Origin of the sequence: Salinibacterium sp. SWN1162 (assembly GCF_015864675.1) — a bacterium.
Classification (GTDB): domain Bacteria; phylum Actinomycetota; class Actinomycetes; order Actinomycetales; family Microbacteriaceae; genus Rhodoglobus.
In genome coordinates this window covers 191,711-213,896 of sequence record NZ_JADYWT010000003.1, presented here as the reverse complement: position 1 = coordinate 213,896, position 22,186 = coordinate 191,711, and the positions used below count along the sequence as shown (strand labels likewise).

22 protein-coding genes, 1 pseudogene and 1 riboswitch are annotated in these 22,186 nt (G+C 59.3%); of the genes and pseudogenes, 17 read left to right on the top strand and 6 right to left on the bottom strand.

Translation table 11 applies throughout. The annotated features are described in order from the left end of the window. Positions 1–8 precede the first annotated feature (8 nt). The 5 genes and pseudogenes from I6E58_RS12385 to I6E58_RS12365 all read left to right on the top strand — a co-directional run. Positions 9–791 (top strand): hypothetical protein, encoded by a 783-nt coding sequence (locus I6E58_RS12385; RefSeq protein WP_197134155.1) that lies wholly within the window; start codon positions 9–11, stop codon positions 789–791. Between the two features lie 354 nt (positions 792–1,145). Continuing rightward, positions 1,146–1,697, top strand: a complete 552-nt coding sequence (locus I6E58_RS12380) for a hypothetical protein (protein WP_197134152.1) — start codon at positions 1,146–1,148, stop codon at positions 1,695–1,697. Positions 1,698–1,757: 60 nt separating this feature from the next. Beyond that, a complete protein-coding gene (locus I6E58_RS12375; RefSeq protein ID WP_197134149.1) occupies positions 1,758–2,696 on the top strand; it encodes an abortive infection family protein in 939 nt (312 codons plus the stop codon). Positions 2,697–3,402: 706 nt separating this feature from the next. Then, on the top strand, positions 3,403–4,110 hold the full coding sequence (locus I6E58_RS12370; RefSeq protein ID WP_197134146.1) for a hypothetical protein: 708 nt from the start codon (positions 3,403–3,405) through the stop codon (positions 4,108–4,110). An 80-nt stretch (positions 4,111–4,190) separates the two neighbouring features. Then, positions 4,191–4,313, top strand: a pseudogene (locus I6E58_RS12365) (DUF933 domain-containing protein); the annotation flags it as partial. 76 nt (positions 4,314–4,389) lie between these two features. Here I6E58_RS12365 and I6E58_RS12360 read toward each other — a convergent pair. Next, the gene (locus I6E58_RS12360) at positions 4,390–5,346 is read right to left on the bottom strand and encodes a class II glutamine amidotransferase (protein ID WP_197134144.1); all 957 of its coding nucleotides are present in this window, start codon (positions 5,344–5,346) and stop codon (positions 4,390–4,392) included. 131 nt (positions 5,347–5,477) lie between these two features. On the opposite strand from I6E58_RS12360, the gene I6E58_RS12355 reads away from it, so the two are divergent. After that, a complete protein-coding gene (locus tag I6E58_RS12355; RefSeq protein WP_197134142.1) occupies positions 5,478–5,942 on the top strand; it encodes a hypothetical protein in 465 nt (154 codons plus the stop codon). A 59-nt stretch (positions 5,943–6,001) separates the two neighbouring features. Further along, positions 6,002–6,634, top strand: coding sequence for a hypothetical protein (locus tag I6E58_RS12350; protein ID WP_197134140.1), 633 nt, complete (start codon positions 6,002–6,004; stop codon positions 6,632–6,634). A 422-nt stretch (positions 6,635–7,056) separates the two neighbouring features. Here I6E58_RS12350 and I6E58_RS12345 read toward each other — a convergent pair whose 3' ends face one another. From I6E58_RS12345 to I6E58_RS12335, 3 genes are all read right to left on the bottom strand, one after another. Beyond that, positions 7,057–7,545: a HEPN domain-containing protein gene (locus I6E58_RS12345; protein ID WP_197134138.1), complete on the bottom strand. Its 489-nt coding sequence runs from the start codon at positions 7,543–7,545 to the stop codon at positions 7,057–7,059. A 6-nt stretch (positions 7,546–7,551) separates the two neighbouring features. Continuing rightward, positions 7,552–8,706 (bottom strand): DUF262 domain-containing protein, encoded by a 1,155-nt coding sequence (locus tag I6E58_RS12340; protein ID WP_197134136.1) that lies wholly within the window; start codon positions 8,704–8,706, stop codon positions 7,552–7,554. A 294-nt stretch (positions 8,707–9,000) separates the two neighbouring features. After that, positions 9,001–9,762 carry an HNH endonuclease gene (locus tag I6E58_RS12335; RefSeq protein ID WP_197134134.1) on the bottom strand — a complete coding sequence of 254 codons (762 nt, stop codon included), beginning with the start codon at positions 9,760–9,762 and terminating at the stop codon, positions 9,001–9,003. Between the two features lie 261 nt (positions 9,763–10,023). Here I6E58_RS12335 and I6E58_RS12330 point away from each other — a divergent pair, with 261 nt between their 5' ends. From I6E58_RS12330 to I6E58_RS12320, 3 genes are all read left to right on the top strand, one after another. After that, complete coding sequence (locus tag I6E58_RS12330) at positions 10,024–10,698, top strand: SDR family oxidoreductase (RefSeq protein ID WP_197134132.1); 675 nt, start codon at positions 10,024–10,026, stop codon at positions 10,696–10,698. A 54-nt stretch (positions 10,699–10,752) separates the two neighbouring features. Beyond that, on the top strand, positions 10,753–11,775 hold the full coding sequence (locus I6E58_RS12325; RefSeq protein ID WP_197134129.1) for a hypothetical protein: 1,023 nt from the start codon (positions 10,753–10,755) through the stop codon (positions 11,773–11,775). A gap of 131 nt (positions 11,776–11,906) precedes the next feature. Further along, positions 11,907–12,656 (top strand): DUF4839 domain-containing protein, encoded by a 750-nt coding sequence (locus tag I6E58_RS12320; protein ID WP_197134126.1) that lies wholly within the window; start codon positions 11,907–11,909, stop codon positions 12,654–12,656. Between the two features lie 1,241 nt (positions 12,657–13,897). On the opposite strand, the gene I6E58_RS12315 is transcribed toward I6E58_RS12320, so the two are convergent. Then, the gene (locus I6E58_RS12315) at positions 13,898–14,482 is read right to left on the bottom strand and encodes a nitroreductase family protein (RefSeq protein ID WP_197134123.1); all 585 of its coding nucleotides are present in this window, start codon (positions 14,480–14,482) and stop codon (positions 13,898–13,900) included. Between the two features lie 182 nt (positions 14,483–14,664). On the opposite strand from I6E58_RS12315, the gene I6E58_RS12310 reads away from it, so the two are divergent. The 3 genes from I6E58_RS12310 to I6E58_RS12300 all read left to right on the top strand — a co-directional run bounded on the left by I6E58_RS12310 (position 14,665) and on the right by I6E58_RS12300 (position 16,666). Beyond that, the gene (locus I6E58_RS12310; RefSeq protein WP_197134120.1) at positions 14,665–15,024 is read left to right on the top strand and encodes a zinc ribbon domain-containing protein YjdM; all 360 of its coding nucleotides are present in this window, start codon (positions 14,665–14,667) and stop codon (positions 15,022–15,024) included. A gap of 120 nt (positions 15,025–15,144) precedes the next feature. Continuing rightward, positions 15,145–15,633 (top strand): heme-binding protein, encoded by a 489-nt coding sequence (locus I6E58_RS12305; RefSeq protein ID WP_197134117.1) that lies wholly within the window; start codon positions 15,145–15,147, stop codon positions 15,631–15,633. Positions 15,634–15,688: 55 nt separating this feature from the next. Beyond that, entirely contained in the window at positions 15,689–16,666 is a 978-nt protein-coding gene (locus I6E58_RS12300; RefSeq protein WP_197134114.1) for a Ppx/GppA phosphatase family protein, read from the top strand. A gap of 38 nt (positions 16,667–16,704) precedes the next feature. Here I6E58_RS12300 and I6E58_RS12295 read toward each other — a convergent pair whose 3' ends face one another. Beyond that, the gene (locus I6E58_RS12295; RefSeq protein WP_197134111.1) at positions 16,705–18,054 is read right to left on the bottom strand and encodes an MFS transporter; all 1,350 of its coding nucleotides are present in this window, start codon (positions 18,052–18,054) and stop codon (positions 16,705–16,707) included. Beyond that, positions 18,045–18,154: riboswitch (TPP riboswitch) on the bottom strand. (Overlaps the previous gene by 10 nt.) A 188-nt stretch (positions 18,155–18,342) precedes the next feature. On the opposite strand from I6E58_RS12295, the gene I6E58_RS12290 reads away from it, so the two are divergent. The 4 genes from I6E58_RS12290 (at position 18,343) to I6E58_RS12275 (ending at position 22,186) form a co-directional block, all read left to right on the top strand. Next, a complete protein-coding gene (locus I6E58_RS12290; protein WP_231595616.1) occupies positions 18,343–19,539 on the top strand; it encodes an iron-containing redox enzyme family protein in 1,197 nt (398 codons plus the stop codon). Beyond that, positions 19,536–19,742 (top strand): CDGSH iron-sulfur domain-containing protein, encoded by a 207-nt coding sequence (locus tag I6E58_RS12285; RefSeq protein WP_197134108.1) that lies wholly within the window; start codon positions 19,536–19,538, stop codon positions 19,740–19,742. The genes I6E58_RS12290 and I6E58_RS12285 overlap by 4 nt, the downstream gene beginning before the upstream one ends. Positions 19,743–19,762: 20 nt before the next feature. Beyond that, the gene (locus I6E58_RS12280) at positions 19,763–20,152 is read left to right on the top strand and encodes a PPOX class F420-dependent oxidoreductase (RefSeq protein WP_197134105.1); all 390 of its coding nucleotides are present in this window, start codon (positions 19,763–19,765) and stop codon (positions 20,150–20,152) included. 288 nt (positions 20,153–20,440) lie between these two features. Further along, on the top strand, positions 20,441–22,186 hold the full coding sequence (locus tag I6E58_RS12275; protein WP_307842131.1) for a VWA domain-containing protein: 1,746 nt from the start codon (positions 20,441–20,443) through the stop codon (positions 22,184–22,186).

The following is a 22,186-nucleotide window of genomic DNA, read 5'->3' as shown; positions in this document are numbered from 1 at the left end:
TTCGAAATATGATCGCCGACGAAACCACCCACCGGGTCCTCGCTTACGTAGAGGCGGTTACGGGCACAGGCGCACTGCTGAGCTCGGCGGCTCTTGAAAGTTACGCAAACGGTCCCGATCGCCGACAAGTCGAGTATCGACATTTGTTTGAAGACGATTTCTACGGTTCGGATGGGTCTTTTCGCAAAAGGGCCGTCCCCGATACGGGTGAAAGTGCAGGCAGCTACTTCGGCCGGGTGGGTTGGATGGTTTTAGACCCGGAGTTGGGGATGCTATTGACGGCATTGGGCAGAAGCGTTCTGCGGTCGCTGAATAGGCCCAAGGTGGACGTGGATTCGAACGAACCGATAACAGTTGTCATCAGTCCGGATGACCCGTTCGCGCACGTCCGGATTCTCGAGAGCATCTCCGGCTCGTCAGGAGGGATGCTTGTCGATCCCTTCCTCGACTCCGCGGCTCTGCGTGACGTACTTGGTTTCTCTACGGTCACACGTATTCTTACAGGCACGAAGATGTCAGATCAGCACGAGATCATGAAGCTGAGCCTTGGGGCGATTCCGTCGCCGCCGATAGTCAAGCGCCTGCCGCAGAAAAAATTGCATGATCGCTATTTCATCCCTGATTCCGGACATGTTCTGTCATTCGGAAGCAGCCTGAACTCTATACGGACTAGGCCGGGCATTATTGTCCCAATCCATGATCCGGTGGGAGCATCGGCCGTGCGTGACGCTTACGAGCAACTCTGGCGTAGTGGCGAATTGCTGGAACCAATGGAGACTGAAGGACTTTAGCGATTTGCTCGGTGGGAGCTTAAAGAGATGTCAGGCGCGAGGATAACGTTGACTTACGCTTCGACAATCGACTGGCTCGAAATATCGAGTTCTTGTGCCTCGGAGTCTTTCTCTACTCGTGCTCCCAGCTCTCATTTCAGGGCACGAGTTTCGTTGAGGGATGGAAAGCGCGCTCGAGTTGCGTTTGACTTTCTGTGTTGCCTCGGCTGTGGTCTAAGCACGCTGGGGTAGGTGATTGCTCCGGCCGAATTCGCTTGTCGTCCAGGGGAACATCAAGCCGTCGCGGACGAATTGCAGCCAGAATCCTGCCGGCTCCTCGTCGGCTTGTGGGCACCGATATGGAAGGATCTTGCCATGGATATTGCTGCGTTGATTGTCTCAGTGTTGTCGCTGGCCATCGCATTCGGTGGGACCTACCTATCAAATAAGCGTGCCAAGGAGGCTCTGGAGAGCTCTAGGCGCGCCGCTGCGGATGCGAGATGGTCCGCATTGCAAGAAGCGGTGCAACGCCTAATCGGTTTCGATCCAACAGCGGAGCCAATCGGCGATCGTCTAGCAAATCTCAGGATCGCGATGGTCGCTCTCGCCGATGAGCTTGACGGGGAGGTGAGCATCGACGCGTGGCTAGAGGCGGAACGGGCGCTCGGAGCCACGATTGGGCGTCAAGTGATGGATTTGGCAAGGCCCGGAGACACGATTGAGCAGAGGGTGGATAACCTCGATGGCCTTATGGGTTGGGCGCAAGCGCTCAGTGGGAACCTCCGGCGTTTTCGTTCTGTGGGGCTCGACCGCGAAACACTGGCGAAGCTTCAGGCGAACGCCGATACCCTTGTGAGGGAGATCCATAGTCGCCACGGTTGGGAATTGCCGCCGCAGACGAACCCAAGTTTGAAACCTCTGGACTAACGCGACAAGAAATCGGTTCGAATTCGTTTAGACCACACGTTGACCAATAGCATCTGTCCCATGGCAGTGTTTAAGCATCGGATTTCCTTAGTTGCCCGTCGAAGGATGGCTGACTCGATTGCGCTGTCCAAATTGCCGTGGGCTGGCAGCCTCGACGAACCTGACTTTCTGGCCCGTATCTATGATCTGCGAAGCATGCCAAGCACGGACGATCGATACTCGAACGCCTTTCAAGACATCTATCAACATCAGGTTCGGAATTATGACTGGGGCGACGGGTGGGTCTTCACCGACGCGCGGTTCGGTCTCCTGTACGCCGGAGATGACGAGTTCCTTAGGTTCCTTGCAGAAATGATTCATCCCATCGTGCGACCAGATGAAACCGAGGTGGCCCAGCTTCTCGCGGAATTCAACGAGATACTAAGGATTGACGGCTTCGCGCTTTACGCCAAAGACTGGATCAGCGGTCATGCTGTCTACGGCTGGCGGCGCACAGACGCTTTTCATGGCGCCTCGCCTGAGCTTCGGCTCCACGAACGGCCGCTAACTGACCCAGTCGTGCTCCAGGAGCATCTAACCCGAATTCGGGGCGGGCTCGTCGCTGATCCCGCTGCCACAATCTCTTCGTGCAAGAGCCTGCTGGAGAGTCTATTCAAGATCGTCTTGGACCAGAGTTCTGTCGACTACCCACGAGCCGATGACGTGCCACAGCTGTACAGAAGGGTGGCTGACCTTCTCGCATTGAGTGCGGAATCTGTCCCCGCCTCCACTCGCGGAAGTGAGTCATCGCAAAAAATCTTGCGGACTCTTGTTACGACCGTTGGTACGCTCGCTGAGTTGCGCAATGAACTCGGTATCGATCACGGTAAGTCCGAGCGGAGCGTTGCGTTAGCTCGCCATGCCCGGCTGGCCCTGAATGCCACCGTCACTGTCGCCGAATTCATTCTTGATACTTGGCAGGACCGAATCGATTTAGGCCTGCTAAATCGCCCCGTTTAATCGAACTTGAATCGTTGATCACAAAGCGGAATGCAAGTAGCCTGCAAAAACTTTCGGGGAAGAATTCGTAAAACTCGTCATCAGCGCAACATCGTGGCGCCGAATTGCCAATCAGAGCGTCGGCCTCAGGCTGTGCGGGAAGCCGCTACTGAATAGGCGCGATGTTTGAACGACCGGGCGAAAGCGGTTACGGCGGCGGTCAGTCAGGCTGCAACGATTTGTTGATTTCATACGTCGTTGAGCTTTAAATTTCGACAAACGCCAAGCCCCGTTGGTTGGCAGCGCTTCGTGGGGGATGAGCACTTCGAGTTCTGATGGCAGCATGTACACCATGAGGACTATAGCGGTGTGGAATTGTGCTGATGATCGGATGACGTGGGCCGGGTGCGAGGTGCGAGCGCTTGAGGCCCATCGATCTGAACATTTGGATGTCGTCGTCGCGAGCGGTGCTCTCGAGTGGAGCAGGCTCGCAAGTTTTATCGCGTCGGTACGGCCGACGGTATTCCATTTCATTGGTCACGGCACATCTAGCGGTGAGCTGGTGGTCAGAGAGCGGGGCGCTTTCGTGAAGTGCTCCATAGAATCGGTGCTCTCACAAGTACGATCTTCCAGCCCTTTTCTGGAGGGAGTATATCTGAGCGGTTGTTACACCTCGGTAACAGGCCCTGAGCCTCTTGAGTTTCTCGCCCCCTCTGGCGGGTGGGCTGTGGGTACGAATACTGATGTTGAAGACGGTGTTGCAATGGTTTTCGCCGAGAGATTTTATCAACAGTTTTTGGGATCGGGCTTAGATGCTCAAAGCGCGGTAGATGCCGCCAACGCTTTGTTTATGGCCGAGTTCGGCGAAAAATCTCCGCACGTCATCTGGAAAAAGGTTTCGTCGCTGCCGAGAGTGTCGGAAATGTCGAAGGACATCGATTTGGCAATCAGCAACGTTTTCTATCGTGCTGCGATGCGGACTTCGATGAGCTCAGAGGGATCAATCCATGACGTAGATGAAGCTATGCGGGACATCAGTGAAGCGCTTGGCACCGGCAACGTTCGTTCGCGCCGATCCGGGAAGATCATCGAATCGGCTAGTTTTCCGGAAGATTGGTTATGGGAACCCCGTGTGGCGAGCTTCGTTTCCAAGGCCCAAAAGGCAATCTCGGTTGTCCGAAAGAGCCTCGACGTACTGACTCAAGGCTCCCCTGGCCATGATTTGGTCTATGGAAATGCCTCTAATTTTGACACTTCTGCTTCCGTGCCAGAGTGGATGCGGCGCGTGAACGATGTCGATCGAGGGCGGAACAGAATTATTCGTGGGCTGAACGAGCTCATGGACGGCTCGAATGTTACTCCATTGGGCCTTATCGACATGTCTTTCTCCAATAAAGCCATTGCTGACGAGGAAAGGGCGATTACCGCGCACTAGCGGGGCGATCAGTCGCGCCGTTTGTAAGCGTTGAGCTGAAAACTTAAGGGGGCCTGCTTACCTACTAGTGAACTCCACGATTTCTCGACTCCGTCGAGACCAGCTCCATCGCGGAGGCTCGCTCCAAGGGCAAGGCCCGCGTTGAGGGCAAGGAATACGTCATGCAGGATGGCGACGTCGTGGAGTTCCGCTTCAACAACTAGGGACTTTCTGATCCGGGCATAGGCGCGTTCGTCTTCCGTCGGGCCAGGCTGCTCACAGCCCGCGTGAGAAGAACACCTAGCGCGCTGAGACCTTCAGGGTGTTGATGGTTTTGGTGATGCGCTCACCGTCTTTTTCGAGGAAGACGATCTCGCCGAACTTGAGCTGCGACCAGTCGTCGCCCTCGGTCAAGGGCTCGGAGGCGAATATGACACCGGTCGCGTCATCCTCGCCGCACTCCTCAAAGTCGTAGGTCGTTGGGTCCTTGTCGAAGTTGCGCCCCATCAGTAGGTGCATCGGTTCGAGGAGCATCGAGAGCGCAAAGTCGTCGCTGTCGGGGGCTGACTTCCGCAGCTCCTTCCAGTCACCAGCGGGGTTGGTCTCACCGTGATGACCGAGGCCGACGTTGACCCCGATGATGCGGCCATCCGACACGAGGGCCATTTTCAGCTTGGTCAGAGCGCCGAGGTCGAGGTCCTTCATCGCCTGGGCGATCAGTTCGATGAGCTTCTCGATCGCTCGTTGGACGTCCTCGTTGCTGTCACCCTCGAGCAGCGAGAGGAGTAGCACGTAGATGAACTCGGTGTCCGTGTTCCCGCGCATCTGTTTGAGATAGCGATCCTCGCAGTGCTGCAGCAGCTCGCGTTGCAGCAGCTGCCAGTTGGGCAGGTAGCCATTTTGGGCAACGATCCACGGGGTCTCCTCGAAGGAGAACGGGTGGCAGTTCTCGTCGACCATCACGACCTTCGAGTCGTACGCCGCGGCTCGCACATGCGCCAGCATCGTGCTGGCCTGGAGGCTGGGGATCATCCGGCTGGCGTTGTCGTCGTAAAAGGCCGCCATGGGTCGGCGGTAAATGAAGGGCTCTTCGGGCTTCAACAGGTGCTCGCCCCAGATCCCGAATCCCCATCCGGCCAACTGGAGCTCGGGGTGCCGTTCAGGGTCGAGTGCCTGGTTGATCAGGCTGTTCTCTGGCTTGAGGAGGAGGTTCTCCAATGGTGTCTCAGGACCGAGGTAGGCGAGGACGCGGCACATATATCTCCTTCGTTGGGCTCCGGCAATTCTATTGTCGTTGCACGGCGCCGGTGCTGGGCGCGGTGGCGATTCCGCGCCGGTGGAGGTTGCGCTGAGATCGCCTTTTCGTGCGCTCAGGAGAGGAGGGACGGATGGTCTTCGATGTGCCGCCGCTGTCGTTGATGCCCATCGAACGGCTGACGCGCTCGATGGAGGATCGTGCATGGAAAGTGCAGACGCTCCTTGCCGACCACGGCAAGCACCGCGAGCGGTCAGTACCGGGCCTCGTTATTGCAACGACGGCGGAGAATGTGGGGTTCACTCTGCTCGCCGTCGACAAGGACTTCGACTTGATCGCCGCGGCGACCGGCCATTTGAGACATTGCTGGTCATATGAACAGCACACCGAGGTTAATCGGCTACGGAACGCGGTGGAGTTCCGTTTCAACTGCCAGATTCCGCTACGGGGATTTCTTAGTCCCGCAGAATGCGCACAGAACTCCCTTTTGGTGCTCGGGTCTCTATCTGCCCCTCGCGAAATTGCCCCGCATTCTTGCTTTCGGTTCGAGTCGAAATCACTCCCCTTGAACGGGGCACTCCTCGATCACCTGTTTTGAGTCTCAGCGTTCTGCGTGTGGGGAAGGAGAACGTGACGTTTTTGTGCCATGGTCGAGGAATGGTAGACGACGTTGAGAACTTGGTCAATAAGTTCATCGCAGAGGGGTTACCTGCGAATATCGAGGACCTATCGCAAGCTGAACAAATCAGTCTTTCGAAGTCTCTTCTCCATCAGGTCGATTCCCGAGTTCGCAAACAACGTGCGAATTCAGGCGAGCTCGATAAGGGCCACTCGTATCGGCTACCTTCTCTAGAATTGCCTCACCTAATTGGTGAGGTTGTGATTGCCGCTGCGTGGGCTGAGGACGCAGCAGGAACTCTGATCCAGGCAGGCTCGGGAACTTACGAACGACGTGCGAAGGGGTACGACGACACAAGCTCCAGTTTGCTGAAAGCACTCCAGGGGGTGGCCCCAGATGAGCTTCGGGTGCGTTTCAAACTCGCGTTGGAACTGCGGCATTTCGTGGTGCATGGGTTTTTCACAAACGGTGAATCCCACATCAATTCGAAGACAGGCTCGCCCCATCAGTTCCTTGCGATGAAGCGGAGTTTTCGAACTCAAGCGCCTGAGCGAGAAATCATGGGCTTCAGCGCGGAGTCACTTCGAGAATTGGCGCAGGAGTTTTGGGAGATTGAAAGCGCGCTAGAAGACCTTCACACGGATATCGTGTCTCGCGCGCCGAACGAATAGTTCCGAAAGCCCTTAGTCGATTCAGTGCCTAAGAACGGACACTGCTGTAATTGAACTACAGCAGGTGCCGACTGCGAGGCCATCCGCATTGAATCTCGAGGTTCGACGATGGATAGTTCCGCGGTTTTGCGCCCGGATCGCGAAGTCAGCTGCGGCTTGCGATGCGGGCTGTGGTTTTCGCGGCAAGGAAGATTCTCGCTGAAGCCAATGCGGTGTACGACGGTTTGAGCCCGTGATCGGTCAAGAAAAAACAGCGGTGTTCTCTGATGGTGTTCCGAGTTTCATTCGCCAGGGTTGGCAGTGATTATTGCGTGCGCGACTGCATCCTTTGCTCAGCTGCTGGCCGTTGAAAACCCAAACTGCACGGTTCCGCCTCTCCCGCGTCTACGAAGATACGAGGTTTAGCCTTGGCACGGTTCTATTCACCGGGAAGCAGGCTTTGGGTCGAGCAACTCACAAAGATATGCCACCAAGCGAAAGATCGCGTCGCGATATTGCTGAACTTGAGCCAGCCCGATACCGCTGTTGCCGCCGTGGGAGATGTTATCTCGCAGCTTTCCAACGCTTTGGAGCGCCTCGACTTCTTCCGGGTGCTTTTCCACAAGCACGGACCACCACTCAGGATTTAGGGAGTCTAAAGTCTCTTTCAGCTTCGTCTGATTAATGCCCCACAGTTTCCCCATACGCCCCTCGACGAAACGGTGGACTGACGCCGTAGATTGGTTTCGTGCGTGAGCGGAAACAAGATCTTTCAGAGACTGCTCGGCGAAGCCCGCGAGTCTAATGCAAAGGTAGCGCGCGTAGTGTGAACGCGCTTCGCTGCCCACGTCGCTCCCGTCAATGAGGGCGAACACAGTATTGAGTTTCTGCTGCTGACTGTGTACTTCGTCGGCACCGTAGAGGCGGGGCATCTCAGACTAACTCGCGAAGGCGGCGGTCGCCTTATTTAAGCGGAGGTTGACGTAGTCTTCGTCGGAAGTTCGGAATGTCGTGGCCGCGGTGAATTCTTCATCTCGAACGAGATTTTCGTAGGCACTTGCTAGCTCCCCTTCAGCGAATGGCGCGTTCTCAGATAGGCGGCGTATTACTCCTACCAGCACGGAGTCTGCGAAGGCTACGTTGAGGGCACGTTCGGGTCGAAACGCAGGTTTCCCAAGCGTGTCATCGATCGCGTGAACGGCCTCAAGGAACACTTTTCCGAGTCCAGTTTCACTCGTGACTGTATCCTCGCGGTGAGCGCTGAGATAGGCATTCAGGAACGTTTTCAGTGGCTTGCGGTAACTGCCTTGCCACTCGTGAAGGGCGAGCGCTCTAAGTATGAGTTCGTGATCCCGGAAGCGCGTGGATCGTGGCCCGTAGAGATTTCGCCAACACCGATCCTCGTTCAAACGAGCGATACCTCTAAGAAATTCGCCCTCGTAGAGCGCAATTCGGATTTCTTGGGGCTGCAACGGACTTCCGCCTGTATTAAGGCGTTCGTAGATTGAATAAACCGCATCTTGTGAGCCACTTGTCGACTCATCGCGCAGAACAGTCGCATGAATGATGCTGTCGTCGAGTCGGCGGCGATCCTCCGGACGCAAATCCTGATACGACTGCCCCTCAAATGGCTCTTGTACGCCGAGTAGGCGGAAAGTTCGATCGTCGATCTTGCCGTGGTAGAACTTTTGTAGCGTCCTGAGGCGCTGCTGGCCATCGAGAACCAGAAGACGGTTGTCGCGGTCCTTCACAAGGAATATGCCCGGTACGGGGAGGCCCAGCAGGAGGCTCTCGATGAACCGACTCATCTGTGTTTTTCGCCAGACAAACCCGCGTTGAAAAGCTGCGACTTCAAGACCCGGCTGTGACGGTTCGAATGACGGAACGATGATGTCGTTCTTGTCCATGCGTCGTATCAATCCTTCGACGTCGTAATCGGCGCCATAAGACGTGATTTCGTAAGTCGTTGCAACGATTTCGTCCTCTGGGTCGATATCGAATAACTCGATGGTCTCCCCTTCATAGCTCTCGTCCAAGGAGCCCTTCGGGGATACATCTTCGTCGAGTACATCGCTGTCGCTAACATCAGTCATGGCGTAAGCCTAGCGAGCGCGATTGCCGAGCGGGCGGAGTCGCCGAGATCTGAGATCGACGCCATGGGTTCACGGAAACCACTAACGGAGAAGCACTGACGATCCCTCCCACGGTCACCTGTTCTACTGAAGTAGACCGTCCTGCGTAGGCGGCGTTGGGCGGGTGCAACGCGAGAGTCGCTTTGAAGCCGTAAACCTTCCTGATTTCGCAAATGAAGTCGCGCGTCTTAGAGGCGTCCGTAGGTGTCCACGACGTCGTGGAATTCGGTTTCAGCTACTAGAGGTCTTGTGGTGTTAGCTTTGGCGCGTCGACTTTTGGAAATCGCTTGCATTTCGGATCCTTGCCGTCGATCCTGATTGCGCGACGAGCTCAGTTAGACCCTGGACAGTGAGCCACGGGTTGCGTCGGTGGATCATCCGGTGACAGTTTGCGCAGAGAATCGCGAGGTCTTTGAGTTTGGTGGTCGTCTGCCCGGATTCGTGCAGCGGGATGCGGTGGTGCACTTCGCAGTAATCGCGGCCGTGCTCTCCGTACACTTCTCCGAAGTTGAACTTGCAGACTTCGCACTCGATTGCTTGGCCAGATTTGCGTACCGCGTCGATCTTTCGCTTGCGTAAGCCGCGGTCTCGCTCACGAACTAGATGTTGTCGTACGGAGAGCCCGCCTTCGTCAACGCCTTCCAGATCGTCCTCTGTGGGAGGAATTAGCGCGTCGCGCGCAGACGTCTGCGCAAGCTCTGCGCCCAGCGCGTAGCGGGCATAGCACTCAGCCCGGTGCTGCTGCGCGAGGCTATCCCGTTCTTCTTGTGTGGCATCTGGAGGAGCCCACAAGTACCCAGTACCTACGCTGCCCTCGATGTTCACGCACAGCGACACCAAATGTGGCTCTCCTCGTCGCTCGGCTTCCTCGCCGACCTCCCCGAGCACATCTCCGATCCACTGATAGATCAACTGCCGTGTGTTGATGCCTGTGCGCTCTCGAACATAGTTGGCAAGCGCCTTGTAGGGAATTGTCGTTCCATCTCTGGCGACTTCGATCAGGTGAGGCAGCGCCACCTCCGCCCACGCGCTAATCGCTTCTTTCTGAGGGACCTTTGTTCCGTCGATTCTCTCGGGCATGTGCCCAAGCGTAGTGCGAGGGCTGGTCACCTCTCGCAGGCGAGCTGCGGCCGCCAGCCCACAAGCACTCGTTGTGGAGTTTGGGCAAGGATGATCAGCACGGGCTGTTGCATGCCTAACCCCTGCCTCACGAACGCTTCCCGCTAGGCTCTTCGAGGGCAGGCGCTACCTGCCGAACACTTCAATCGAAGGAACCCCATGCCCGTCATCGCCATCATCGGAGCAGGCCCAGGACTCGGCGCAGCAGTCGCCCGCAGGTTCGGACGCGAAGGCTTCGCAGTCGCCCTCATCTCACGGGACCAGTCGAAGCTCGATGCGCTCGCCGCTGAGCTCGAAGCCGATGGCGTAACCGCCCGCGGTTTTGCCGCCGACGTGCGCGAGCCAGCCCAGCTGGAGGCCGCTCTCGCCAGTGCCGCAACCGAGCTCGGGCCGATCACGGCTGTGCAGTACAGCCCGCTTCCCTCGCGCGATTACCTCAAGCCAGTGCTCGACCTGACTCCCGAACTGGCACAAGAAGCGCTGCAGTTCTCCGCCCTCGGCCTCATTCACACCGTGCGCTCGGTGCTGCCTGCCATGCGTGAGGCTGGTCACGGCAGCATCATCCTGATTAATGGAGGCACCTCGGTGAAGTCGCGCGCCGGTTTTGCGGGAACGTCGCTCGCGTTCCCCGCCGAAAGTGCGTACGGCGAGATGCTTCACGAGGCGCTCGAAAGCGAGGGGATCCGCGTTCGTCAGCTCGTCATCCCGGGCGGCATCCCCAAGCTTCAGCTTCCCAATGGCATCGACGACGTCGCGTCACGCATCTGGGACATCCACGCTGCAGAAGGCGAATTCCGCACCATGCTCATCCCGCTCGAAGACGGCCGCGAATAGCGCGCTGCTCCGCTCTTAGCGACACCACCCGACGCCTTCGAAAAGGACCGATTCGTGACCGCAGTAGACGACTACTTCCGCGACATCCCCGCTGACCATCGTGCGGCGACCGACACCATCGCGGCCAGACTGTCGCTGTGGACCGCCGACCTCGATGCCGAACTGCAGCAGGTGGTGTTTCGTCATAACCACGCGAATCATCCCGTGTTCGACGATGCCGCCCAAGTGTTTGAGGATGCCGTCGAGCAGCTGCTGCTGGCGGATGCGCCGCGACCCCACGAGGTGGCGCTGCTGTTCGTCGGCTACCACGCCATGAATCGCTTTACGCGCAAGCGCCAAACGATGGGTTTTCTGGTGACCGACCAGCGGCTTATCGTTCAAGAAAACTTTGGGGGAGTCTTCGGCCGCGAACTGCCGAACTACCGGATGCTGCCCCTCACGTCTGCGGACCCGGGCGCCGCGAGCCACGCGCTGACCTCCTCGGTGGCCAGCGCCTATGACTGGTCAGACCTCGTAAAACTCTTTGGCGCCGAGTCGGCGGAAGGTCACTCGCCAGAGTTTCGGCTCACTCAGCTACTGACGGATGCGGTCACGAGCGTCGTGCAACTCTCGCAAGCGCTCGGGCTTGCTGTTGCCGGCGCACCAGGCGCCGATGCGGAAGAGGAGAAGTCGACCGCCGCGGAGTTGGTTCCTCGACTGGCCGAGCTCGGCATCCGGAGTGAAGTGATGCTGGCGGATGACCCGCGTCTCGCGAAAATGCTCAAGAAGTTCGGCCCGAAGGTTGGCCTCGGCGACGACGAGACGATTGCGTTTGCCTCGCTCGATAAGACCTTCGCCGGGGTCTACGGCATCGTAGTTACCGACGTCGCTGTGCGTTCGTGCGATCTCATGGAAGAGCCGATCGTATCGCTGCGGAGCGCGATTGATCCGGCCGCGATCAAGCTCGATGAGCAGGCCAAGGCGATCATCACCGAACCTGGCGTAGCGCACGTTCTCGTCTCGCACCTATCAGCCGACGTGAAGGATGGGATCCTGGCCGCGATGCGTGAACTGATCGCGGGCGACATCACTCCTTAGGGAGCATTTGTGTGACCAGGTGATTTACGAGTAATTGTCGCGGCTCGGCGGCCGCCCGAGCGGTTCGAGCGCAGTTATAGTTTCTACAGCCGGCGCTACTCCGGGTAATCAGCGCTGGGAGAATCGCCGAGATGAGCGACGGAATTGAGTACACGATCGAGAAGGTTCGAGTCCTTCGAATCAATGAATCGAAGACGATCGCGCAGCGCAAGGCCGACGGATGGGAGTTCGTTTCCCAACAGCCGCTAACGCTGAGGACAGAAATCACCTTTCGCCGCCCCAAGCGAAAGTTGCCGAAGGGTTGGGTGATTGGAGTTTCCGCGGGTGCCGCAGTTCTAACTATCGCTGCGATTAGTTTTGGCATAGCTTCCGAACAGAATGAGCCGACAACGCCGGTTGCCGAGATATCACAGCCAACCCGAAGCGAGCCCAGTCAGATCCCGAGTGAGACGCCCAGTCGTCCGCCAATCACGCCCACAGCTGAAGCGGTGGAATCGACTACAACTTCTGATATCAATGCGTCGCTGACAGCACTGCTGGAGCTCGAGGACTACTGTGACCCTTCGATCGGGAGATTCGTCGAGAAATACGAGGGAGATACGATCTCCTTCCCAGCTAACATTGCGGCGATAGCTCCCCATGACGGCGCAACCACGCGCTACGACATTCTGATCGGCAGCGGCGAGTATAGCGAATCGTCTGCACGGGGACCGGCATTTCAGTTTCGCGACGTGAACACTACTGACGATCTTAAATACGTGGGAGCAGTACCGGACGTGATCGATGTTGGCATGAATCTGAACGTCACGGCGCGAGTCGATGCGTACGAGCCCAATTCCTGTTTATTACTGCTCTCGCCTGTTGCTATTGCGATGCGTTAGCGGCCGGTAAACGCGCGACGTCGAGTTCGGCCCGGTTGCGAAATAATGCATGCTCCGGCGGGAAGACCCTCATGCTGCCTCGAGCGCCGGGATTGAGGAGACTTTTCGAGGCATTGGAGCAGAGAAGCCAACCCATCTACCGTGATCTTCTCCTCGAGCCCGGCTCCATCGCTGAGGCTCGGGCTAAAGGTCGAGGAATGTCGCACCCGTGGCGACGTCGTGGGCGTGCGATTTGGCGACTAGAAGGTCCCCCCCCGTATGCCAGCGACTGTGACACAACCCCGCCGCACGGCACGCAACATGCACGCCTGCAGAAACCTTTGGGCAAATGGTTTTCGGTGTTAGATAGTTGTGGCGGCCAGATCGTTTCATGTGGCTGTGGCCTTCGATCTGCCGATAGATCCTGTTTGTGATTGGGGCTGTGAGAGTTCTGGCGCTGTACGCGATATCCCGGTCGAGTTTGCAGTCGGGCCTTCTCGAACTAGCGCGACACTCAAGCTCGATTTACTGGAGTAAGTCAACCTTTGCGAGCCGTCCGTTTGCCGCTCCACACATGCTACCGAAAGACTCTCGGGATGAAGAGGGGATCAATGGTGCGGAGAACTTGGGGGTTGAAATTTGATCGGAATAACAGATGGGATCGAGAGACAATGAACAAATATTTACCTGCAATCCGACGAGAACGATCTTCGGGCGCTAAACCGTGATCGCGTGGGACGGGGCTAGTTGGGCTCAGGTGGTCCTAGCCGCTACAGGCGTTGCAGTAGCGATCGCGGGGATTGTCGTTGCGGCCGTAGGAGTGATTGTAGCCATCGCTTCATCTGCGGTTGCCTGGTTCACGTATCGCCTCTCTATCGATTCGCAGCCCGTCGATTTCAGTTTCGTGCGGAGTGAAAGGCCTGTACGGCAAGGGGCGATACCGATGCACCTGATTTGCCGATCCCCACGTGCGTACTTACATCAAATCTGGAGCCCTAGTTGGGATGGGGGAACTGCCGATTCCGTCCCAATCGTTGTCATGCACGACGCGACAGCGCGGTCGAATTCAGATGCGCCGCAGAAGTATGTATCTCAAGGCGACGTCTTGCGGTTCGATGTCGTCGTCCCGGAGGGGGTTACTTCCTTCCAATTGGTTGCGTCTTCTTCGGTCGACAGACGTGGCCGAGTGAGGAATGTGTGGAGTGACCAGATTTCCGTGGAATTCTCTTCATGAGCGGGTGGACCCCGCACGCGTTCCAGCCTTAGGCGTTGATGAGCACCGATTCGGCAGCGGCACGACGAGCGCGCGGTGCGGTCTCGCGCTCGCGGATGACGTCCGTCATTTCGGCGGGGTCGCCCAGCGTGCCCACAGCCATGACGGTGGTGGGGGTGAAGCGGGGGCCGATCTCGAGGGCTGCGGCCGCGGCATCCGGGTCGAATCCTGACATCTGGTGGCTGAACAGTCCGTGGCTCTGAGCCTGGATCGTGAAGTAGGCAACGGCCTGGCCGAGGTCGTACGACGCCATGGCCTGCTCTCGGCCCTCTTCGTTGTGGTGCTCGGCGACGAACACGATCAGCGCGGATGCCGAGGGAGCCCACGTCTGGTTGAAAGCGATGAGCGAAGAGACAATGGCATCGTGCTGAGCAGTGCCACGACGGGCGACAACGACGCGCCACGGCTGGCTGTTGTAGGCCGAGGGTGCCCAGCGAGCAGCTTCGAGAGCGTTCTGCAGCGCCGCCTCATCAAGAGGTGCGGTGGCGTCGAAGTGGCGGGGGCTCCACCGTTCGGCGAGCACGTCAAGGATGGGAGAGTCGGTCGCGGCGAGGCGGTCGTGAAGCACGGTCATGGAGAGGGCCTTTCGAATACTGGGCAGAGCGAACCTGCGGTGTCCGTGAATGCAACGTGAGCGTCGCCGGTCGTATTCCAGATCAGTGCACAAATCTGCCTCTTCGCAATCAGGTAAAATTGACGATCAGCGACTAGTTCAGCGCTGCGTCAGCCCGATTGGCGCCTAGCCGAAAGTGCCTTATGTCTGACGCCCTGCCTCTCTGCCCGAACTGCTCAAGCGACCTTGCCTACGAAATGGGCTCGCTGCTGGTGTGTCCCATGTGCGCGCACGAGTGGTCGCCGAGCGAAGCGGATGCCGCTGCCGAAGCCGAGCAGAACGCATCCGTCATCAAGGACGCGTTCGGCACGCCACTCGCCGATGGCGACACGGTGAGCATCATCAAGGACCTCAAGGTCAAGGGCAGCCCCACGTCGATCAAGGTCGGCACGAAGGTGCGAAACATCCGCCTCGTCGATGGTGTTGGCGACCACGATATCGACTGCAAGGTCGACGGTTTCGGCCAGATGCAGCTCAAGTCGAGCGTCGTCAAAAAGGCCTAAGCCCGCGATTGCGTGCCCGAGATCGCATCCGGGTTGTCGCGCGCGCAGCACGTGCGTCGCGGGCCCGCCGTACGGCGAACCGTCAGGCGCGCTCAAAGCACACAGGCGTAGGGTGACGGCATGACCGAAAAGCAGCCGTACACCGTGATTTCTGAGCATGATGGTTACGAAGTGCGGCTGTATCCCGCGCATATTCTGGCGCAGGTTGAGGCCGATGGGTCGTTTTTCGAAGCCGGCAATCAGGGCTTTCGCCCGCTCATCCGGTACATCAGTGCTTCGAACATCTCGATGACGGCACCGGTCATTCAAGCGCCGGGCGAATCGAAGAAGTACACCGTGAGTTTCGTAATGCCGGCGGGCGCGACGAGCGTTCCTGCTCCGCGCGACGCTACCGTGCGCACCACCGATGTGCCCGAACAGCGGGTGGCCGCTCGCCGATTCAGCGGCGGCTCCAACGAAGAGAAGTACCAACAGAATGCGGATGCTCTGCTCGCCGCTCTCAACCGGGACTGCGTCGCGCCCCAAGGTGCCGTGTACTTCGCTCGCTATGACCCGCCGTGGAAGCCCGGATTCTTGAAGCGCAACGAAGCTCTCGTCGTCGTTCGCTAGCTACACCCGCTAGCTCGCGCTCACTAGCCCCATCCACCGCACTTCAGGAGAACCCATGACTCGCGTCGCTGCCATCGATTGTGGAACCAACTCGATCCGCCTGCTCATTGCGGATCTCGACGGCCACGGTGCACTCACCGATGTCGTGCGCACCCTTGAAGTTGTGCGCCTGGGGGAGGGAGTCGACCGCACCGGCAAGTTCAGCCAGGGTGCGCTCGATCGTACGCTCGCGGCTGTGCGTCGCTACGCCGAACTGTGCAGTGAGCACGGCGCCGAGCGCATCCGATTCGTGGCCACCTCTGCCACGCGGGATGCCACCAACCGTGCCGAGTTCACCGACGCGGTCTTCGCGATTCTTGGTGTGCCGGTCGAAGTGATTCCCGGAACAGAAGAAGCCGCCCTGTCGTTCCGTGGCGCGCTCACGGCGCTGCCCGCATCCGACCCTGACGGCGCCACCAGTGCCGCGCCGGCACCCCAACACCTCGTCGTCGACCTCGGCGGCGGCTCCACAGAACTCGTGATCGGTGGCCACATCCCCGAAGCGGCATATTCGATGGATGTCGGCTGCGTGCGTCTGGCGGAACGCAACATCACCACCGACCCGCCCGCCGAACCGGACCTCGCCAACATCCGGAGCGACGTCAGCGCGGCTCTCGATATCGCCACGGCGACGGTCGATCTCTCGCAAGCTACCGAAGTCATCGGTGTCGCCGGCACCGTCACGACAATCACCGCGCATGCCCTCGGCCTCACCAGCTACGACCCCGTCGCGATCAGCGGCAGCCGGCTGCCCCTCGCAGTGGTTCTCCGATCTTGCGAAGCGCTCACCCTCATGCCCCGCGCCGAACGCGAAGCGCTGCCCTATATGCACCCCGGTCGCGTCGACGTGATCGCCTCGGGTGCCGTCATCTGGGCTACCGTACTGCAGCGAGTGGCGGATGCCGCGGCTGCAGCAGGCCACCCGCTCGAGTGGGTTACGACCAGCGAGCACGACATCCTCGACGGCGTCGCTCTCTCGCTCGCGACTGATTAGCTGAGGGGTTGCCAGCGAGACGGAGCCGGCTCCACTAATTAAGCGAGCGGCACTGACTCGCTAGCATCCAGATCAACCCGCGCCGTCTCGGGCCCGAGGAACGCCCCCACCGCTATAAGCACTCCGCCAAGCGTGAGTAGCGCAGCCACGGCGCCCTGCTGCCCGAGCACACTCTGCAGCGCGGGCAAGTAATAGGGATACAGCGCCGGGATCACAATCGACAGGCTGTACCCCACGCCGTACCCGCTCGCCCGCACCGCGGTGGGGAACCGCTCGACGAGGTACGCGCCGACTGGCCCGTACGCCGACACCGTTACGACTTGCAGCACCACGATTCCCAGCACGAGTTGCCCAAGAGTGGGGGCCGCAAACACTGCAAGAAAGGCGAGCGGCCCGCCCACAGCGGTCAGCACCCCGAATCCCATAAAGAAACGCCGCCGCCCGGTGAACGTCGAAAGATGCCCGCACGCTGCCATAGTGAGAGCGGATGCCGCGGTGCCGATCATCATCGCGAATGACAGTGCTCGGCCATCCAGAGCACCGCTCGCACCCAACGCCCCCGCGCCGGAACCAAGCTGCCCGGCCAGCACCGGAATCGCCATGTTCGTGAGCAACCAGAGCCCGCTCATCATGATGAACACTTGCCAGAGCGCACGACGGTGGCGACCCACCAGAATCTCTTTCAGCGGGTTCGCGCGTTGCACCGGTCGTTGCCACTGCGGCGATTCCTCGACGCGCGCACGGTAGTAGAACAGCATCGTGAACGCGAGTAGTGAGCCCAGAACGAAGAGTGTTCGCCACCCCCACTGGTTATAGGCGGCGGCATCGAGCACGCTCTGCAGCACAAACACCATGCCCGCGATCGAAGCGTTGGCCCAGGGCGACATCCACATGATGAGCCCGCTCACGAGTCCCCGTCGTTCGGGCCGCGACCATTCCATAGCGAGCGGGATCGCGGAGGTGTATTCGCCGCCGAGGAAGATGCCGCCGACAAACCGCAGCAGCAGAATTGCGGCCAGAGTTCCACCGCCCAGCACGGTGTGATCGGGAACGAGCGCGATCAGCAGCGTCGTGAGGGCAACACCGAGCAGGGCAACTTTGGTGGTCGCGGTTCGCCCAATGCGGTCAGAGATCGACCCGAAGATCGCGGCACCGATGGGCCGCCCCAGAAGCGTCGCGACGAAGATCAGCCCCGCGTTGCCGACGAGGTTGTCCGAGCCAAAGAGCTGGGCGGATGCCGGAGCCAGCGCGATGACCGGCAAGAAGATGTCGAACTGGTCGACATAGTTGCCGAAGATGCCGCCGCGCACCGCACGTCGAGTGCCGAGTGGTGGCTCGGTTGCGACAGCGATGTTCGACGCACCAGCGTGCGAGTGAGATGAAGCCATAGACCGTTCTTCCTTCGCCGGCATTACCCGGTAGGTTCAACGGTCGAAGCTGCGTCAGCTTCCTCTCAGCCCGTGCCAGCGGGCTCCCGTGGGGACACGCAACAACTTAGCATCTGCCACTAGGCCGCCCAGTTGAACGTTCTCAGTGAGCTTACTGAGAAATATTTGGGAGCCCGGCAATTGCGTTGACGACCGTGTGCGCTGTTGGCAATATTGGTTCACTCACGAAGCTGATCAGGCAATTTGGGCGCCTGATCCGAAGACTTCGGATGAACTGGAGAGGTCATAATGCACCCCACGGAGAACTCTCCCGCGCGCGATGCTGTTCCCCACAATGGAGCAGCTCACGACGCAAACAGCGCCACGCGACTGTGCGAGAACTGGCATGACGAAGAAATCGAACCGCGCGGGCCTATCAGTTCGCTGCTGATCCCTGCGTTCGCCAGCGCGTCGGCACCACACACCATTGAGGGGCTCGCCGACGAAGTTGCTGCAGCCATCGCGAGCGGGCGCGACCTTATTCGCGACGACGACGTGCAACTCGCTCTCTACCTTCTCTACGGTCTGTATTACGGCAGGGTCGTCGACAACGGCGATCAGTGGGAGTGGCACGTCGATACCATTGCGGCCCGGCTAGATCTCGAGCGGGCTTTCGAAGCCCAGCTTCGCGCTCTGGTTCCCGCTTCCGAACTTCCTAACGCCGCCGCCGAAGACGTGGCTCAAGCGCTTTTCGCTCTCACGGCGCCTGATCCGGATGCTGGGCCAAGCCTCTCGCGCCACGTCGCGAAAAACCTCACTCAGGAACAAGCTGTCGAGTTCATGGTGCAGCGCTCCATCTACACACTGAAGGAGGCTGACCCACACTCGTGGGCGATCCCGAGGCTGACAGGGCGCGCGAAGGCGGCGCTCGTCGAGATCCAAGCTGACGAATACGGCAATGGTCGACGAGAACGGATGCACTCAGAGCTGTTCGCGCGCTCGATGCGTGGCATTGGTCTCGACTCGCGCTATGGAACGTACGTGAACTTCGTCCCGGCCATCACGCTCGCCTCCTTCAACATGATTTCGCTGTTCGGTATGAACCGTCGTCTCCGCGGCGCCATCGCCGGGCACCTGGCCGCGTTCGAAATGACGTCGTCGATCCCCAACGGACTTTACGCTCGCGGCTTCCGCCGTCTTGGTTTCGATGAGAACGTCACCGAATACTTCGACGAGCACGTTGAAGCGGATGCCGTGCATGAGCAAATTGCCGCCCGCGACCTCGCGGGTGGGCTTGCCGAAAGCGAACCTGCGCTGCTTAGCGAGATCTTCTTCGGAGCGCGTGCGTGCCTGCTCGTTGATGATTGGGTGGGGGAGCACATCCTCGAATCGTGGGAGGCCGAGAAATCGTCCCTGCGTAAGCCGTTCCCCTTCGAGGCGGTGCTGGCCGGCCGCGACGAAGGCGAGGAGAGTTCGGCGGGCGCTGAGGTGGGGGCAGGCCGATGACGGCTTCAGGCAAGACAGACGACGTCGAAATCACGGCGTGCACGAACGGTCCGCTTCTAGTGCGTGGGGAGATCGACCTTCGCTCGGCCGATGGCGAACCTATCGAGCAGGTCCGCAATACGGTCGCCCTCTGTCGGTGTGGCGTATCGGCGATCAAACCGTTCTGCGATGGCACCCACAAGCTCATCAATTTCAAGGCTTAGCGCCGCGGGATAATGGAGTCATGACCGCCGCTAACTTTTCCACGCTCGCCGCCGAGACTTACGTTTTGGTCACCACGTTCCGCAAGTCGGGGGAGCCGGTGTCGACTCCGGTCTGGGCGGTGGGCGTCGGCGATCGATTGCTGGTGACGACGGCGCCCTCGTCGGGCAAAGTAAAACGCATCCGCCACACCTCGCGAGTGGAGATCACTCCGTGCGACATGCGCGGCAATGTTTCTGAGGGTGCAATTGCGGTGCAAGCGACGGCCGCCATTCGCGATGACGAAGCGACGTTGGATGCCATGGATGCCGCTCTGAAGAAAAAGTACGGTGCCAAGTACGCGGCCATTCGTCTCGCACAAAAAGTTCGTGGCACTGCAGGGCAATCCGTGGCGGTCGAAATCCGTCTCTAGGATCGCTGATACCGGCGCACTGCGCTGGCGGGAGGTTGCGCGCACGGGAACAAGCGGCGCCTTAGGCGCTCGCGAATGGCGGAAAACTTCGTAACTCTTTCTTGCTCATTCGTCTGATTTCGAGCGTGTTTTTGTGGGTTGCCTCAGTTTTTCGCCGCAAAAGTGAGAAATTCCTGTGCACACCCGTTTCATTGACGCGAAATTGTGTCAGTATTGTGTAAGCCCCCGAAAGGGGGTCAACTCTTGGTTCCCCCGAAGCTGAGAGCACCCGTGATCGATGGAGTTCCCGTGACCCGACCTCGCCACCGTTCCAGAACGCTCAAATCCTGGTTTATACGTGCAAGCACCCCTGTCCTCGCTACCCTGCTCACCCTGTCCCTCGCTGGCGGTGGGGCGCTCGTCGCGCTCGCAGCTCAGAACAAGCTCGACGATTTCGTCGCTCAAACTTTCGGCTGCCCGAACGCCACCGAGCTCGCGGTAGTGACCGATCCCACGATTTCTTCGACCGTTCAGACGGTGGCCAACGCTTTCAACGCGGAGCATGTCGGGCAGTGTCTGTCCGTGAAAATCGTCACCCAGAATTCTGCTGACACCGCCGCTTTGCTCGCCTCCGGAACCTCGACCGGTGCGGATGCGTGGATCCCCGATTCGCCCGTCTGGCTCAACCGGGTAGAGAGCACAGCGACAGCGCTCGGCCGCGAAGTGCCCGCGACGCAGGAGTGGGACTCGATCGCCACGAGTCCGCTCGTGCTCGCGACCCCGGCCGTCAAGGTTGCAGAGTTCGAGGCTGCCGAGGTGGGATGGGGAGCCATCCTTGCTGGCCGCTATCGCACGCTGCTTCCCGACCCTGAGTCATCCGCATCGAGCATGATCGCGCTGGCGACCCTCAACGACCTTTCGGCGGAGGGCGACCCGAGCGATTTTGACCAGGTTCTCACCAACCTTGGGCGATCGATTCCAGACTCGACAAAGGCTGCGTTTACCGAGCTCCAGATCTCGGACTCACGAATGGTTGCTCTCGCTACTGAGCGTGAGATCGTCGAACACAACGCATCGAACCCCGACGAGCCGCTCGTCGCCCTTTATCCCGCTGAAGGGACAGTCGCCCTTACGTACCCCTTCGTCGTCGTCGAGAATTCGACCGTCACCGAGGTCGAACTATCGCGAATGACCGACGAAGAGCGCGCTGCCGTCGAGGATACAGAAACGACGCGCACGACTCTGCTTGAAGAGTTCGCAGACCTTGTTCGCGGTTCCTCGCAGGTTCTTAATGCGGAGGGTTTTCGTGACAACGCGGGAGAGGGCGAGATTCTCGCCTCGGGCGTGATCGCGGCCCCGGTCGAGACGAAGAGCGTTGGAGATACTGACGAACTCGTCAGCATCCTGCGTAACTGGAACGCACTGAACCTGCGCTCGCGCATCCTCACCGTCGTCGACGTTTCGGGATCCATGCTCGAGCGAGCATGGGATGGTCAGCGCCGCATCGAGATGTTCCAGAACTCGGCAGAAGATGCGTTCAGCACGCTCTCCGAAGATGACGAGCTCGGAATGTGGCTCTTCTCCAAGGAGCGAGTGGGTACGGAAGACTGGGAAGACGTCGCGGGCATTCGCTCGATGAACGACCCCGAACACGTCGAGAATCTGCAGGCGATCATCGACTCCTTACCCTCGCGAATCAGTGGCTACACCGGGCTCAACGATTCTGTGCTCGCCGCCGTGACGCACGTTCGCGAGGACTACAACCCTGACAAGGTCAACTCAGTAATGCTTATTACTGACGGTCGCAACGAAGACGACAACGGCATCTCTCTCGAGAAACTCCTCGAAGAATTGACTGTCATGATCGATGCAAACCGAGACGAGCCTGTTCCCGTGGTGCTCGTCGGAATTGGCCCAGACACCGACGTCGAGGCGATGCGCAAGATCGCCCAGGCCACCGGCGGAACGGCGTACCAAGCAAACAACCCCACCGAGCTCAGCAATGTGATGCTCGAGGCGTTGTCCCAGCGCGACTGCCGCCCGAACTGCAGCTAG